Origin of the sequence: Enterobacter cloacae complex sp. ESBL7, assembly GCF_041679625.1 — a bacterium.
Lineage (GTDB): Bacteria > Pseudomonadota > Gammaproteobacteria > Enterobacterales > Enterobacteriaceae > Enterobacter > Enterobacter asburiae_B.
Window position 1 is genome coordinate 149,431 of record NZ_JBGORN010000007.1, and the last position, 15,626, is coordinate 165,056.

Annotated in this window: 10 protein-coding genes and 1 pseudogene; 7 read left to right on the plus strand and 4 right to left on the minus strand. The window is 58.5% G+C overall.

The window, feature by feature from the left end:
- Positions 1-19 precede the first annotated feature (19 nt).
- The 3 genes from ACERY3_RS19830 to ACERY3_RS19840 are packed head-to-tail and all read left to right on the plus strand — an operon-like array spanning position 20 to position 4,064.
- The gene (locus ACERY3_RS19830; RefSeq protein ID WP_048975183.1) at positions 20-2,545 is read left to right on the plus strand and encodes a fimbria/pilus outer membrane usher protein; all 2,526 of its coding nucleotides are present in this window, start codon (positions 20-22) and stop codon (positions 2,543-2,545) included.
- On the plus strand, positions 2,536-3,054 hold the full coding sequence (locus ACERY3_RS19835) for a fimbrial protein (protein ID WP_373226351.1): 519 nt from the start codon (positions 2,536-2,538) through the stop codon (positions 3,052-3,054). The genes ACERY3_RS19830 and ACERY3_RS19835 overlap by 10 nt, the downstream gene beginning before the upstream one ends.
- Positions 3,054-4,064 (plus strand): fimbrial protein, encoded by a 1,011-nt coding sequence (locus ACERY3_RS19840; RefSeq protein ID WP_373226353.1) that lies wholly within the window; start codon positions 3,054-3,056, stop codon positions 4,062-4,064. Before ACERY3_RS19835 ends, ACERY3_RS19840 begins: the two co-directional genes overlap by 1 nt.
- 3 nt (positions 4,065-4,067) lie before the next feature.
- Here the strand turns inward: ACERY3_RS19840 and ACERY3_RS19845 are convergent, their stop codons facing one another.
- Positions 4,068-4,592, minus strand: a complete 525-nt coding sequence (locus ACERY3_RS19845) for a lipocalin family protein (protein ID WP_047059663.1) — start codon at positions 4,590-4,592, stop codon at positions 4,068-4,070.
- Positions 4,593-4,709: 117 nt separating this feature from the next.
- Here ACERY3_RS19845 and ACERY3_RS19850 point away from each other — a divergent pair, with 117 nt between their 5' ends.
- From ACERY3_RS19850 to ACERY3_RS19865, 4 genes are all read left to right on the plus strand, one after another.
- A complete protein-coding gene (locus ACERY3_RS19850; protein WP_029740778.1) occupies positions 4,710-5,435 on the plus strand; it encodes a MerR family transcriptional regulator in 726 nt (241 codons plus the stop codon).
- Between the two features lie 99 nt (positions 5,436-5,534).
- A complete protein-coding gene (uraH, locus tag ACERY3_RS19855; RefSeq protein ID WP_033147068.1) occupies positions 5,535-5,945 on the plus strand; it encodes a hydroxyisourate hydrolase in 411 nt (136 codons plus the stop codon).
- A gap of 102 nt (positions 5,946-6,047) precedes the next feature.
- Complete coding sequence (locus tag ACERY3_RS19860) at positions 6,048-7,007, plus strand: DUF523 and DUF1722 domain-containing protein (protein WP_023333995.1); 960 nt, start codon at positions 6,048-6,050, stop codon at positions 7,005-7,007.
- A gap of 145 nt (positions 7,008-7,152) precedes the next feature.
- Positions 7,153-8,241, plus strand: a complete 1,089-nt coding sequence (locus ACERY3_RS19865; RefSeq protein WP_047059659.1) for an AAA family ATPase — start codon at positions 7,153-7,155, stop codon at positions 8,239-8,241.
- A 193-nt stretch (positions 8,242-8,434) separates the two neighbouring features.
- On the opposite strand, the gene ACERY3_RS19870 is transcribed toward ACERY3_RS19865, so the two are convergent.
- From ACERY3_RS19870 to ACERY3_RS19880, 3 genes and pseudogenes are all read right to left on the minus strand, one after another.
- Positions 8,435-8,935, minus strand: coding sequence for a contact-dependent growth inhibition system immunity protein (locus ACERY3_RS19870; RefSeq protein ID WP_112778236.1), 501 nt, complete (start codon positions 8,933-8,935; stop codon positions 8,435-8,437).
- The gene (locus tag ACERY3_RS19875; RefSeq protein ID WP_340673984.1) at positions 8,935-9,618 is read right to left on the minus strand and encodes a hypothetical protein; all 684 of its coding nucleotides are present in this window, start codon (positions 9,616-9,618) and stop codon (positions 8,935-8,937) included. The genes ACERY3_RS19870 and ACERY3_RS19875 overlap by 1 nt, the downstream gene beginning before the upstream one ends.
- A gap of 179 nt (positions 9,619-9,797) precedes the next feature.
- Positions 9,798-15,626, minus strand: a pseudogene (locus ACERY3_RS19880) (hemagglutinin repeat-containing protein); the annotation flags it as partial.

The window sequence follows — 15,626 nt, forward strand, 5'->3', positions numbered from 1 at the left end:
AACAGTAAGGCGTGACCACGTGAAAATAAAAATCCTGTGCGCCACGGTGATCTCCCTGGTGATTCGGCAAGCCGTGGCTGCTGAAAGCGAGCTGCAATTTAACCCCGCGTTCCTCAACGGCGAGAGCGCAAACAGCGCCGATCTCGCCTGGGTCAACGCCGGGAGCGCGTTGCCGCCGGGTGATTACAACCTCAACGTATATATCAATACGAATTATGCGTTCACGGGTAACGTCACGTTCCGCCTTGCTGAAGACAGCACGGGTGAAGCGCTGCCCTGCCTCACGCCTGAACAATTCGCCGCGCTGGGCATCGATAGCCATCAGGCGAAGGGCGGCGACCTGCCGCTGGCGCAGCGCTGCATCTTCTTAACGAAGGCGTTTGCGGATACGCAGTTTGATCTGGACCAGAAGACGCTCACCCTGAGCTTCACCGTACCGCAAAGTGCGATGCGCAATTTGCCGCGCGGGTACGTCAGCCCGGAAAGCTGGGAGGCGGGCATTCCTGCCGCGTGGCTGAATTACGTGGTCAATGGCTCGAACAATGAGTATCGCGGCGAGACGCGCACGCGGGAACAGCAGCTTTTTGCGAGCCTCAACAGCGGCGTCAACCTGGGCGCGTGGCGGCTGCGTGATTTCACCACGTGGACCAAAGACAGCAATGAGCTCACCCACGTGCAGACCTGGCTGCAGCGCGATATTCACGCCCTGCGCGCGCAGGTGTATGCCGGGGAAACGTACACCTCGGCGCAGGTGTTCGACTCCGTGGGCCTGCGCGGTATCGCCCTGAAAACCGATGACAACATGCTGCCCGCCAGCCTCAGCGGCTATGCGCCAGAAGTCCGGGGCATCGCGCGCAGCAACGCGACCGTAACGGTTCGCCAGAACGGCAACATCATCTATCAAACCTCCGTCCCGCCGGGGGCGTTTGTGCTGAAAGATCTCTACCCGACCTCCTCGGGAGGCGATCTGGCGGTCACCATTCAGGAGAACGACGGCAGCAAAACGCAATACACGCTCCCCTTTGCCAGCGTGCCGAACCTGGTGCGTAACGGACAGGTGAAATATGCCCTCGGCGCCGGGAAATACCGTCCGACGGGCAATCAGGACGCGCCCTCTTTCGCGCAGGGCGAGCTGTTCTACGGCTGGCGATACGGCCTGACGTTTTACGGCGGGGCGCAGTTTGCCGATCGCTATAACGGCCTGGCCCTAGGGTTTGGGCAAAACCTCGGCCGCTTTGGCGCCTACTCCATCGATCTGACCCACGCCCGCAGCCAGCTGGCGGACGATCGGCACTATACCGGTGATTCGGTGCGCCTGCGCTACAGCAAGCTGCTGAACGACATTGGCACGCGGGTGAATTTCTTCTCGCTGCGCTACTCCACGAAAGGGTTTTATACCCTCAGCGACACCACGTACAAAGGCATGTCGGGCGGATCGCCAAAGCAGACGGTGGAAGACGATGGCACCGTCACCACCCAATACGACACCGTGTACAACCTGCGCATGTCGCGTAAGGCAAAAAACCAGCTGCTGCTGTCGCAGCCGATGGGACAATACGGCTCGCTGTCACTGTCGTGGGATCAGCAGACCTACTGGAACACGTCAAATACCACGCAAAGCCTGCAGTTTGCGTGGAACGCCACGTTTCGCAACGTGTCGCTTGGCGTCAGCGTCCAGCGAAGCTCGAGCCTGTATGACGACAAGAAAGATAACATCCTGTCGATGTCGATTTCGGTCCCGCTGGGCAACCCGACGCTGTCGACCCGCGCGCGCTTTACCACGACCCATGCGGATTCCACCGGCACAACAACCAGCACGGGCGTGAGCGGCTACCTGCCGGGTGAGGAGAATCTGTTCTATAGCGTCAACCAGCGCTACAGCTCCCGACAGCACTACGGCGGCGATGCCACCCTGCAGTACGAAGGCGCGTGGGGAGACTACAACCTGGGCTACAGCTACGCCAGCGACTCCCGCAACCTCAGCTACGGCATCAGCGGCGGCGCGGTAGTGCATGAAGATGGCCTGACGCTGAGCCAGCCGCTCGGAAATACCAACATTCTGGTGAAAGCGCCGGGGGCCAGCAATGTCGCCGTGCTTAACCATAAGGGCATCAAAACGGACGGCCGTGGCTACGCGGTGATCCCGTACGCCACGCCGTACCGCGTTAACCAGGTCGCGCTGGACGTGACGACCGCCGGCAACGACGTGGAGCTGGAAAACGCCATCGCCAACAAAACGCCTACCGATGGCGCCCTGGTTCGCGCCACCTTCACCACGCACCAGGGGGCAAAAGCGATGTTTATCGTGCGTCACGGCAACGATGTGCTCCCCTTCGGCACGCTGGTCTCGCTCGATGATGACAAAACCAGCGGCATCGTTGGCGATGGCGGCAGCCTGTATCTCTCCGGTTTGTCAGAGAAGGGCACGCTGAACGCCGTGTGGGGCCGCGGCAGCCGCCAGCGCTGCGCCATTACCTACGCCTTAAACAAGCAGAACTATAACGCCCGCACCGGTCTTTATTCTCAGGAGGTGGTATGTCAGTAACGCTTCGGATCGGCTGCCTTGCGCTGCTGCTGGTTTTCACGCTCCCCGTTCGCGGCTACGACGTGCTGGTCTCCGTCACCGGCAATTTGATCGGCAACACCTGCGTGGTGGCGCAGGACTCCGGGGAGCAAAACGTGCCGCTGGGCACCATTGGTATTAAACAGTTCAGCCGTGCCGGGGCCGTCAGCAATATCAAAACGCCCTTCACGCTCAGGCTTGAAGCGTGCGGGCCAACCTTTGCTGGCGTAAAAATTCGCTTCAGCGGTTCGCCGGATGATGCCAACCCGCAGCTGCTGAAGATTGCCGACGGTGGCGCCACCGGCGTGGCGGTGCAGATCCTCGATAAAGAGAGCGTACTCATTCCCCTGAACACAAAGACCACCGCGTACGGAACGGCGGGGGATGACAGCGTACAGATGACTTTTTACGCGCAGCTGGTTGCCACCGCTACGCCGGTGAGCGCCGGCGATGTGTCAGCCCTCGCCACCTGGACAACGGAGTATCTATGATGCGTTTAGCGTTTCTTCTCGGCGGATTACTTTTCTGCGCCAGCGTGCAGGCTCTGGACTGGAAGTCGGACATTACGCTCTCCCCTCAGCCGATGACCTACAGCGGGCCAGCGGATTCCGTGGTGCCGGGCAGCATTATCGGCTCGACCTGGAGCGCGACAGCCAGCGTGCAGCAGGTGTTCTGGTGCGGGCTTATTTTTACCTGCAACAAAGGGACGCTGCAGCCCAGCAGCAGCGCCATCTCAAGCGGTGCGACGGTCACCGTCGACGGCGCGAATTACACCATTTTTGAGACCGGCGTACCGGGCGTGGGGTATATCATCGGGCTGAAGGATTTTAAGAGTACACAATATATTCCGCTGCAAACCGGTATCACGCAAAGCTACCCGGCAGAGGGCACCAGTGGGTATGCCCAGGATCTGGGCTGGTCAGCAAAGGTCACCTTTATTAAAACCGGTGCCGCCCTGAAATCCGGCGTCTATAACATCCCGACCATCAACGCCGCGGTGCTCACCGCCTATAACAACGAGACGAAAACGGCGCAGGTGATTATCAGCCCGACCACCATCACGGTGACCGCCAGCGGGTGTGCGATCGGCAGCAAAAACGCCAGCGTGGCGCTGGGCACCATTGATATTCGCACCCTGCCCACGGTGGGAAGCACGTCGCCATCGGGGACGTTTACCGTCGGCCTGACCTGCGACGCGAACGTGGCGGTTCACGCGGTGATGACCGATCAGACCACGCCGTCGAACACCTCGTCGGTGGTGACCCTGACCGGAGACTCCACGGCGTCCGGCGTTGGGGTGCAGTTTTTCTACAACGGCAGCGGGCCGCTGACGATGGGGCCGGACAGCTCGGCCGCGGGTGCGACCGGCCAGTTCTTCATCCAGAGCACCACGGCGGCGCAGACGCTCACGTTACCGTTCCAGGCGCAGTACATCCGAACCGGCGAACTGGTCCCCGGCTCGGCCAACGCGCTGGCCAGCATTACGTTTTCCTACCAGTAGGGGCTACTGCTTCACCCACACCAGCTGATCGGTTCGGAAGCCCAGACCGCGCGCGGTGTTCAGGTAATCCTGCTTCACCGCATCCGGAATGGTTGGCGTGCGCGACAGGATCCACAGGTAGTCGCGGTTCGGGCCGCTGACCAGGGCGTACTGGTACTTATCGTCCAGCCTGATCACGTTATAGCCGCCGTAGAACGGGCCGAAGAAGGACACCTTCAGCGCGGCGGTGGTTGGCTCGCCGGTAAAGTACGCTTTGCCTTCGCTCTCGTTCCACTTGTTCTTCACCGGATCGTAGCCCCGGTTGAGCACGCTGATGCCGCCGTCGCTGCGCTTGCCGTAGGTGGCGGTTACCTGCTCCAGCCCGCGTTCAAAGCGGTTTTCCAGACGGGCGACCTCGTACCATTTGCCAAGATAGCGGCTGGCGTCAAAACCGGAAATCGGCTGCACGCCCTTCGGCGGCGTGGGGGATTTACAGGCGACCAGCGTCAGCGCAATGGCAACACCGGTCACTACAGGCCATAGCTTCATGAGAATTCCTTTCATTTGCACGGTTGGACGTTAAGTGTAGTGCACCGTTTCGGCGCTTCATCCCGTTCGGGAAAATTCGTAGTATATTGAGAGTATTCCTCCACTCTGGACACGGACATGGCTTACTCCATCGGCGAATTCGCCAGACTCAGCGGCATCACCGCCACCACCCTGCGGGCGTGGCAGCGTCGCTATGGTTTACTCAAGCCACAGCGCACGGAAGGCGGCCACCGCCAGTACAGCGACGAGGACGTCCAGCAGGCGCTAAAAATTCTCGACTGGGTCAAAAAAGGCGTCCCGATCGGCCAGGTCAAACCGCTGCTGGAACGCCCGACGCCGGGACGGACCAACAACTGGCAAACCCTGCAGCAGAACATGCTGCAACGCCTGCAGGACGGCAAGGTCGAGTCCCTGCGCCAGATGATTTACGACGCCGGACGCGAATACCCAAGGCCGGAGCTGGTCGCGAACGTGCTGCGCCCGCTGCGCAGCCAGGTTTCGGCCAACGTCGCCGCCGCCATGACCCTGCGCGCGATCCTCGACGGCATCATCATCGCCTACACCTCGTTTTGCCTCGAAGGCGATAAAAAAGCGCCGGGCGATAATATTCTGCTCAGCGGCTGGCACCTCAACGACCCGTGCGAGATCTGGCTCGAAGCCTTAACGCGTACCGGGCAGGGCCACCGAATCGACATCCTGCCGGTTCCGCCTGACGCGCTGGCACCGGAAATTTTCCCCGAGCGCAAATGGCTTCTGGTCACCAGCGGCAAACTCACCGCCGGGCGGAAAAAACAGGTGGAGCAGTGGCAGCAGCAGGTATCGCTTGAAGTGATTATCCTCTGATAATTTTCTCCTGCGGGAATCTTCACGAAAAGTTGAATATTTTCCCGCGCCGCAGATGCTAACGTTTTCCTGTAACGAATCACTCAACAGGAAAACACCATGAAAAAAACTGCCCCTCTGCTGATCCTGGCCTCGATGGCCTTTGCCCCTGCTGCCTTTAGCGCCCCTGCCGGCACGCTGAGCGTCCACATTCTCGACCAGCAAACCGGGATGCCGCCGTCGGACGTGACCGTTACGCTGGAGAAACAGCAGCAGGACAAATGGACCCCGATTGCCAGCGGTAAAACCGACCACGACGGCCGCATCAAATCGCTCTATCCGCAGGATCAGGACATGCAGCCTGGCGTGTATAAAGTGACCTTCAAAACCGCAGAGTACTTCCACGGCAAAAAGCTGGACTCCTTCTTCCCGGAGATCCCGGTGCTGTTTACCGTGACCCGCACCAACGAGAAGCTGCACATTCCGCTTCTGCTGAGCCAGTACGGTTACTCGACCTACAAGGGCAGTTAATACGCATTGATTCTAAAGGAATAAAAAAAATAGTTCCGCTAATACTTGGACAAATTAGTCATGTTGTGTAAGTTTTAATTATATGAACGGGAGGACTACACCATGACAACGAAACCTGTGCTCGGTATTAGCGGATGTTTGACCGGATCCGCCGTTCGCTTTGACGGCGGACACAAGCGTATGGGCTTCGTCATGGATGAGCTGGCCCAGTGGGTGAATTTCAGGCCCGTCTGCCCTGAAATGGCCATCGGCCTGCCGACGCCTCGCCCGGCCATACGCCTGACGCTGACGGACAGCGGCGAAACGCAGCTCCGTTTCAGCAAGCCGCCTCATGATGACCTCACGCAGAAAATGGCCGACTTTACGGCAGACTATCTGCCAAAAATCGGCGATCTGTCGGGATTTATCGTCTGTGCAAAATCCCCAAGCTGCGGCCTGGAACGCGTGCGGCTGTACGATGAAAACGGCAACCGGGGCCGCAAGGAGGGCGTCGGGCTGTTCACCGCCGCCCTTCTTGAAACCTACCCGTGGCTGCCCGTCGAGGAAGACGGTCGGCTACACGACCCGGTGCTGCGGGAAAACTTTATCGAGCGGGTATTTGCCCTGCACGAGCTAAACACGCTGCGCGCTAAAGGTCTGACGCGACGTGGGCTGCTGGATTTCCACAGCCGCTATAAATTGCAGCTGCTGGCGCACCATCAGGCAGGCTACCGTGAAATCGGTCCGTTCGTTGCCTCGCTGCACGAGTGGGAAGACCTGGACGCCTTCTTCGTGGCGTACCGGGAAAAGCTGATGACCATCCTGAAAAAACCCGCCTCGCGGAAGAATCACACCAACGTGCTGATGCATATTCAGGGATATTTCCGTAACCAGCTGAACACCCGCCAGCGCGGCGAACTGCGCGACGTGATCCTGCACTATCGCAACGGACAGTTGCCTATTCTCGCCCCGATCACGCTGCTGAAGCACTACCTGGCCGAATACCCCGACCGGTATCTGATGACGCAAAACTACTTTGATCCCTATCCTGATGATTTGGGTCTGCGTCTGGCAGTCAAGTGATCATAAAAATGCGAAGGCCCCATTGACCCGTAGAGGCCCAAAGCAGTACCCCGTTTAGACGACATCCTCACTGTCGTCTCTTTTTTGCATTTCATCTCAAAGACTGTGATTATATACAGGCTTATTCTGCAAAAGGGGCCTGCCTGTGATCAACACCCTGCACATTCAAAACTACCGATCCATCCGCGACATGTCGCTGGAGCTGGAGCAGCTCAACATCGTCTTCGGGCCGAACGGCACCGGGAAATCCAATATCTACAAGGCGATACACCTGATGCACAGCGCCGCCCAGGGGCAGTTTTCCCAGGCACTGGCGAACGAGGGCGGCATTCTGAAGGTGTTCTGGGCAGGCAAAACCCGCAGCGACCAGCTGCGGCGGATGAATCTGGCGGTGGAAACAGAGACCTACGAATACGAGCTGCAGGTCGGGTTTGTGGAGAAGCTGCCCTATCCCTCGCAGTTTCAGCTCGACCCGGTGATCAAAGAGGAGTCCATCTGGCTGAGCGGCCAGCACCGTCGGCCTTCGTCACAGCTGATGAAGCGTAAGAACCAGGCAGTGTTTCTGAACAACGTGCATCACGAGAAAGTGACCCACAGCGGCACGCTGTACGAGAACGAATCGGTGTTCGGGCAGCTCGGCGAACCGCATCTTTACCCGGAAGTGTCGCAGATGCGCGAGTCCCTGCGTAACTGGCGCTTTTATCATGAGTTTTCTGTATCAATCGGCTCGGCGATGCGGGCTCCGCAGGTCGGTTTCCGCTCCCCGGTGCTGGCCAGCGACGGTGCCAACCTGGCGGCCGCGTTTCAGACTATCGTCGAGATCGGCGACGAGCTGCTGCTGATGCGCATCCTTGACCAGGCCTTCCCCGGCTGCGTGTTTTACAGCGACAACACTGGCGGACGTTTTCGCATGATGATGCAGCGCGAAGGTCTTAGCAGGCCGCTGGAACCGGCGGAGTTCTCCGACGGTACCCTGCGCTTTCTGTGCCTGGCGGTAGCGCTGTTAAGCCCGCGCCCACCGGCGTTTATCGCGTTGAACGAACCGGAAAACAGCCTGCACCCACAGATGCTGCCCGCGCTGGCGAGCTTAATCGCCGAGGCCAGCCGCTACTCGCAAATCTGGCTCACCAGCCACTCGCCGGAGCTGGCGAAGTTGATTGAGAAACAGCGATCGTTTTCGCTGTATCAGCTGTCAATGGTGGAGGGGGAGACGCGGGTGGAGAGGCTGGGGTAGTTCTATACCCTCATTCGGGTAGATCTTCAGAGCGCTTCTTTTCTTTTGAAATAATGCGCAATATTCCTCCAACGGCAAGAGTAGTTATTGGAGAATCAGAATTGACCGGAAGACGATACGGCCAAATACGTCTTATCTGGAAGTGAAAAAGGGCAAATCCAAAAATCCCGCCGACATTTGGCGGGATTTTGAATCAACCTTTGCAACGACTGAGGGCAAGTCGCAGACCCGCGCCAATTTCGGCTGGAGTGCTATCTACAGAGAGAACGACATTCTCTATGCCATCACCTTTAGTTCTTCCCCAACCTTCTAGTTTCTCATGGCGAGTTGGTGAAAAAGTGATAAAACCATTGATACAATGTACACCACAGTTCTTCATATCTTTGAATAAAGCACGTTTGGTTTTATAGCCGTATTTTTTCATCAACATTGCTATCCAGGCAGCATATTGTGCTTTGCCTTTCTCAACATCAAAGAACGTATCACACTCTTCAACCGTCAATGTCCGGCTATCTGACAACGCTTGTAAAACAACTTCACCGATACTTTGATTATCGGCATCGGGGTGCAATAAGTGGGGAGGAAAGAGGGGATCAGCAGCGACCATCCCCAGCCCTGATTGAGTCTCAACAAGCAATAATTCAGAGTTATAGTAACAACTAGCCCTGTAATCCTGACTTTTATTAAATTTCATCATTTCACCTGTGTCACTTTAACTGTCACACCCTGACTCTTGCCATATTCAATGGCTCGGTTTATTTCTGTCCACTGCGTTTTTGTTGTAGTAGCAGGAACAGCAAGCTGGACCTCTCTATTAGCAATCATAGAAGAATCAATTGTCTTTCGAGAGAGTGTGTATGTATCAAATTTTGCAGCTGCATCAATATTTCCTTTGATCGAACTGTAAATCTGATTAGGGTTTGCCAGCTTCGCCATTGTCTGTGTATCCAATGATTTAGCGCTCACAGCTGTTTTAGTAGATACATCATAATAGTCAAACGTTTTAAAATTCTGGGGCAATCTGGCACTGGAGGGTAAGGATGAACCAACATAATCCTCCCAAGGCATACCTTGTTTAATATTACCCTGGCCCCATTGCATTCCGAGTTCAGAGGCTTTGACAGTAGCCGTTGCAGTATTGCGGCTCATGAACGATAGCGCCGCTTTGGTTATGTCTTTTACAAGCAGCCCACCGCTGACAAGCATGGCCTGATTTTCCGGATCGGACGCGAATACCGCATACTTCATCCACTCCGGACTGTTTTGGTCTATTTTCGCCAGATCCTGACCATTCCACTGTTGAACGTAGGTCTTGGCTTCGTCACTGGTCATAACATCAGCGCCGATATTTCCCAACCAGCCGGGGCGCTCCGTCATATCGTAGCCACCCTCAGCAACTTCCTTATTCCATCCAACAGCCGTTAGGGGATCATCCTTCAATAGCTCATCAACTGTAGCACTTTGCTCATCACTGACTTTTTTCCATTTATCGATAATCGCCTGACAGTCACCACCAGATTTTCGACACTCAGAAAGTTCCTTATCGAATGCTACTGCCTGCGTACTGCTCAGATAGTTATTCTCAACACTATTCTTCCCGGCACTGGCCCCGGCCGCCGCACCAGCCGTATTTCCCCCAGCAATCCCGCCGGCTATGCCCGCTGAAACAGATGCCAGCGTACTCACGGTCTGCTTCTGCTCTTCCGTCAGCTTCGACGGGTCTGTGTCCGGATAGAACTGTCTGGCGATTGCTGTCGCAATCAGTTCGCCGGATGCGGCCCCCACAGCGCCCGCTGCGGCACTGTTTCCCTGAAGGGCTGCAGTTACGCCGCCGAGGATGGCATGGGCAATCGCTTTTGCCGCCGTGTTGTCATCAATGCCTGCATGATGGCCGATGATGTTCGCCAGCTCCGGTGCCGACGCGCCCGCCAGCGCCCCTCCGATATTGCCGCCCGCCAGTCCCTGCAGCGCTGCCGTGGCCGCCTGGATGCCGCGCTGCATATCGCTGCCGGTTCCGTACGTCACCATCACGTTTTTGTATGCCTGGGTATCTCGCAGTTTCGCCAGATAATCCTGGCGCTGTTTCTCTGTCGCGTTTGCGGGGAGTGTTGCGCCGGTTTCTTTCTGGGCCGCCTTCAGCCCGTTCAGGTCACCCTGCGTCCTGGCAATATCCGCCACCTGGCTGCCAATGTCGCTGATCATCCCAACCGCGTTCAGGCGGTTCTGCTCTTTCTCCTTGTCGAAGATCGGGCTGATGCTGTCGTTGGCATGTTCGGTGTCGCGGCTCAGTTCGGCCACGTCCTGCTTCTGGTTTGCCTTGTCGCGGATAGTGAGGGAGCCCTCTGCCACGGCGGCCTGCGTGGTGCCTTCCTTATGACCTTTGTTACCCGCAGCGGAGATCATGCCGCCCGGCAGGTTGCCCTGGAATTTATCCCCGAAGCTGCCGCCGCCGCTCAGGCTGATACCGGAGTGCGAGGTTTTAAAGTCCGCTTCGTTGTGGATATCGCTGAAGCCCAGCGTTCCGGTATCGAGACTGTTTTTGTCCGGCGTGGCGGTGGAGGCGATAACCGCGCCATCAAGCTGGGTGTGATGCCCCACGGTGATGTCGAAGCCCCCGTCCCCGGCATACAGCCCGGTCTGTTCGGCCACCGAATCAAAGCGGCTCTTCATCTTGTCCTGGCTGGCGTTGATATAGCCTGAACCGGACATGGTGCCGAAGGTGAAGCTGCCCCCGGCCGCAACGCTGGTCTGCTTGCTGTCGTAGTCGCTGTTGTTCTGCTGGCTGCGCATCAGCAGGTCGTGACCAACGTCTGCCACGATTTTATTGCCGTTAACCTGGGCGCCATCAAGCACGGTGTCGTGCCCGCTTTTTAGGGTGACGTTTTTGCCGCTGTCGATTGTGGTTTCGGTCCAGTCGGTACCGTTACCTTTATCCTTGCCGTGCGCGGCGTTAACGTTGGCAAACACGCTGATACCCGCGCCGTTGCCTCCGGCACCGATGCTTACCCCAATACCGCCACCGCTGCTGCTGTTCTTGCCGCTGGTTTTTTGGGTATTCGCCGTACCGGACAGCAGAATATCGTTCTGTGCATCCAGCGTGGTGTCGCCCCCGGCTTTCAGCTGGCTGCCCGCAATCACGATGTCGCCGCTGTTTGCACCTTTGTTTTTGCCGTTCGCGGTGATGGAGAGATTGTTGCCTGCGTTCAGCGTGCTGCCTGCCACCGCATCACTCTCAGCATGCTGCTGTGATTTCGACTTCTGGGTCGTCAGCGAGAGGCTCACACCCATTGCGTTCGGGTCGCCGGTGGTTGCCGCCATATCCGCTGCCTGCCCGGCCTGCACGCCGGACAGCACCGTTTTGGTGGCCTGAAGGGCTTTCAGACGGCCATCACTTTGCTCTTTGGTCTCCTGCGCCGCGCTCACGGCATTGTTAATAGCGCTACCGACGGTGCCGGAGAGCGCCACGGTGAGCCCGCTTTTCTTCTGCTCAAAGGTTTCATCCCGGGTGCGCCTGTCGTGCCCCGGCTCGATGATGACGCTGTCGCCGCTGAGGCTTAAATCCTTTCCGGCGATAAGATCCGCCCCGCCGACGTGGGCCTGGTTTCCGGCAGAAATCGCGACGTTACCGCCCGTCGAGCCCACCGTACTGAAGCTCTGGCTCTGGGTGGTACCCTTCTCACGAAGATCGTGCGTGCTTTTGCTGCTGCCGATGGTAAAGCCAATCCCGCCCGATCCCATCAGGCCGGATTTTTTCTCTTCCTTGAAGCGCCAGGAGGTGTCGCTGTTGGTGGCCGCCACGATATCGACGTTGTTGCCCGCCTTAAGCTGCACGTCGCCATCGCCCGCCACGGCGGAGCCGAACACCCGCAGGTTATTGCCCGCCACCACCTGCACGTTATCGCCGCTCAGCAAGGAGCCGGATTCACGCGTCGCGCTGTCCTCCTCGATGGTGTGGGTGGTTTTCTTGCTGAGGAAACCTTTTTTGGTTTTGGTCTGCTCTTTGTAGTGATAATCGCTTTCGGTTGCGGTATTGAGGCTGACGTCGCGGCCTGCCGCCACGCCGATATCGCCCTTCGCCGTCACCTGCGCGGCTTCGGTGGTCACATCGCGTCCGGCGAGGATTTGAGTATTCTCCCCGCTGGCGATCTCGGTTCCCTGCTGACGTACCGATTCGTTAATAACGGTTTTCTTGCCTGACCTATAGCTGTCGCCCTGCGTGGTCTCTTCCGCAGCCAGATTCACGTCGCGACCCGCCTGCAGCCCGACGCTTTTCTCCGCTGCCAGCGCGGCGGCCCGGGCGTTGATATCCTGCCCGGCCTTCAGGACCAGGTTATCGCCTGCGGAAATCGCGGTGCGGTCGAGCCCGGTGCTGTGGGACTCGCTTTTCCCTTTCCGGCTGCTTTCACTGGTTTGCTCCGCGTTCAGGTTCAGATCGTTGCCCGCGCTCAGCCCCGCGCTGCCGCCCGCCTTCAGGTCGCTGGCGGTCACGTCAAGGTTGTGCCCGGCGTTCACCAGCAGGTTGCCGCCCGCGGTGACGTTACTGCCCTGATACGTGACGGACGAACGGCTGGTTTTCGCCCGGCTGGAGCTGAATGCGTCGTTGATCTGATTCGCGTTGACGGCAATATCGCCCCACGCGTTCAGCAGCATATCGCCGCCGGAGGCCAGGTTCGCCCCGGTAACGGTGATGTTTTTACCCGCCTCAAGCGACAGGCCATCCTGCGCGGTAATGGACGCCGTGTTGCCCAGCAGGGTGTCCTTCAGGCCGATGTTGCCGTATTTACCTCCGGCGTTGATATCAATCTGCTCAACCTGCGTCAGGTTGTTGATGCTGCCGTCCAGGCTCTCCAGCGCGACCGTTTTGCCGCTGATGGTGGAGCTGATGTTATTGATATCGCCGATGGCGCTCAGGTTCAGGTCGCCGCCCGCTTTCATCAGGCCGTTGCTGAGGTTGCTGATGCTGTTCTGGCTGTCGAGCGTCAGGCTGTTTTTCGCCAGCAGCGAGCTGCCGCCGTTGGTGATGCTGCCGCCCTTCAGGGTGACGTTGTTGCCCGCGATCACGCTGCCGTTGTTGACGGTGACGTCCTTCGGCGACAGGTAAAGCTTCGGCACCATCACCGTTTCGCCGTTGACGGTGGCTTTCTCCCACCACAGCAGGCTGTGGTCGAGCGCGGCAATCTGATCGGCGGTCAGCGAGACGCCAAACTGCAGGCCCAGCGACTGCTGCGCCGCCGCGGCGTTGTCCATCAGATAGCGCATCTGATCCAGATCGGAGCCGATGCCGTTCAGGTAGCGGTTACCGGTCTGGTTGAGCACCACGTTGGAGACATAGCGGGTATCGAACGCCGCATCGCCGAGGAAGCGGTAGTCGTAGTCCGGGTTCAGGTTGAGGCGGCCAAGCATATAGGACGAGCCGAGGAACTGCTTCTCGTCGGTAAACGCCAGCCGCGTCTCCTGCGGCGCCGTGGACGACGGTTTGATCCCGAGCATCGCGTTCAGATCGGCAAACAGGGCGGGATCAAGCTGTCCGAGACCGTTCAGTTTCGGGTTGATGCCGATCAGGTACGGGCTTTTCGGGTTGTCGGAGAAGACAAAATAGCCGTTGTTGCCCGACGGCAGCGGGTAAGCGCTGGTGTCGACGCGCTGGCCCTGATAGTGCCCGACGGTACCGCCCTGCGCGGTGCGGAGATCGGCGGTGGTGACCCCGGCGTTCGCCAGTGCGCCCAGCTGGCCGAGGTTCGCGTTGCCTTTCTGCGTGGTGGCAATGTTGCTGAGAGACGTGCCGGACACGCCGCCGTTTTCCAGCGCGCCGCCGCCGTTAAGCTGCTGCAGCGCACCCTGGAGCCGATCGTTCCACTGCGGCGAGTTCACCGCCACGGTGCCGGTAGCGTTCAGGCCCTGTTTTTGCACACCGCTGCCGACAGTCTGGTTGCTGAGGGTGTTCAGCGACGGGGTGGAGATAACGTTGCTGACGCCGCCCGCGTTAGCGGTGGTATTAGTGTTGCTGATGTTGCTGGTGAAGTTTGCGGTGACGTTACCGCCCGCCTGGATGACGGCGCGTAAGGTTTCGCCCTCCACCGATTCATTCGTCAGACCTTGTAACTCATAAATAAAGGTCGAGTTAGCTTTTGGTCCAGGATATCCCGTTTCCGAAGATGATCCCCCTGTAGACCTGAGATATTTATAATTATAAAAAGTCCCCGTTGTTCCTGATTGATAACTCTCATTGTTCAGCTGTGAGCCTGAAAGAGATGCGTTACGTTCACTCAGTATTTGACTTGATTTATTTTCCAGAGCACCAGCATTGATAACCAAATCGCGTCCCGAAGCGATGCGTCCCGCGCCACCGCTCGCACTCACATCAAGATGCACCACTGAGCCAGCAAAGCGCATTTGGCTGCTCTCTGCGGTAGGAACAAATGATGAACTGTAAATATCGTATTCAATTGCACATGTACAGTTGCGATACCCTTTGCTTTTCGTATTACTAATGCTGTAAGACGTCGAAGGGAGACTCAGGACAAGAAGTTCAATCGTTGCATCACCGACGTTTTCAGCCAGTTGCGAAGTCTCGGTCCAGCTATTTACCGAAAGTCCATCACGGGTATTCAGCAAATGCCCCGTTCTGATCCCAATATCCCCATTCTGCGTCTCAATATTCCCCGACGTGTTCACCACCTGGCTGTTCGCATTCCCCGCCGCATCCCGCTGCATCCACAGGTTATTTCCCGCCATGATGTCGCCGCGCCGGTTGGTGATGCTGTCGGCAAACAGCGCCAGGTTATTCGCCGCGTACAGCAGCGCGGTGTTGACGATGGACCCCGGCGCGCTCAGGGTCAGCGAGCCGCGCGTGCCGGTGAAGCCGTCGACGGTAATGTTGCTCCGGCTGGCTACGGTGATGTCGCCCCCGCCCTGCACCGCGCCCGCGGCATTGAGCGCCACGCTGCTGCCGGAGAGCGTGCTGGTGCCGCCGCCGGTGGTGATTTGTCCGTTGTTGCTGAGCTGCCCGCCCGCGCTGAGGTTAACCGCCTGCCCCTGCAGCACGCTGCGGTTATCGATGTCGCCGCCGCTGCTGATGGTCAGGGTCCGGCCTGCCGCCACGGCGGTCCGGCTGGTAAACGCGTTCGTCAGCTGCAGCGTTAAGTCCCCCAGGGAGACCAGCTGGCCGGTCAGGTCCAGCCCCCGGCTCTGCAGCCACAGGTTGCCGCCGCTCAGCAGCCTGCCGCCCGCGCTCTGGGTCACCTGGTCCGCGCCAATATTCAGCTGCGCGTTGCCGAGCAGCGTGCCGCTGTTGTTCAGCTGGCCGTAGTTAACCGTCAGCTGTCCCGCCTGGGTGGTGCCCTGGCTGGCAAAGGTGGTGCCGGTCAGCGTGGCCCGGTCGGCCA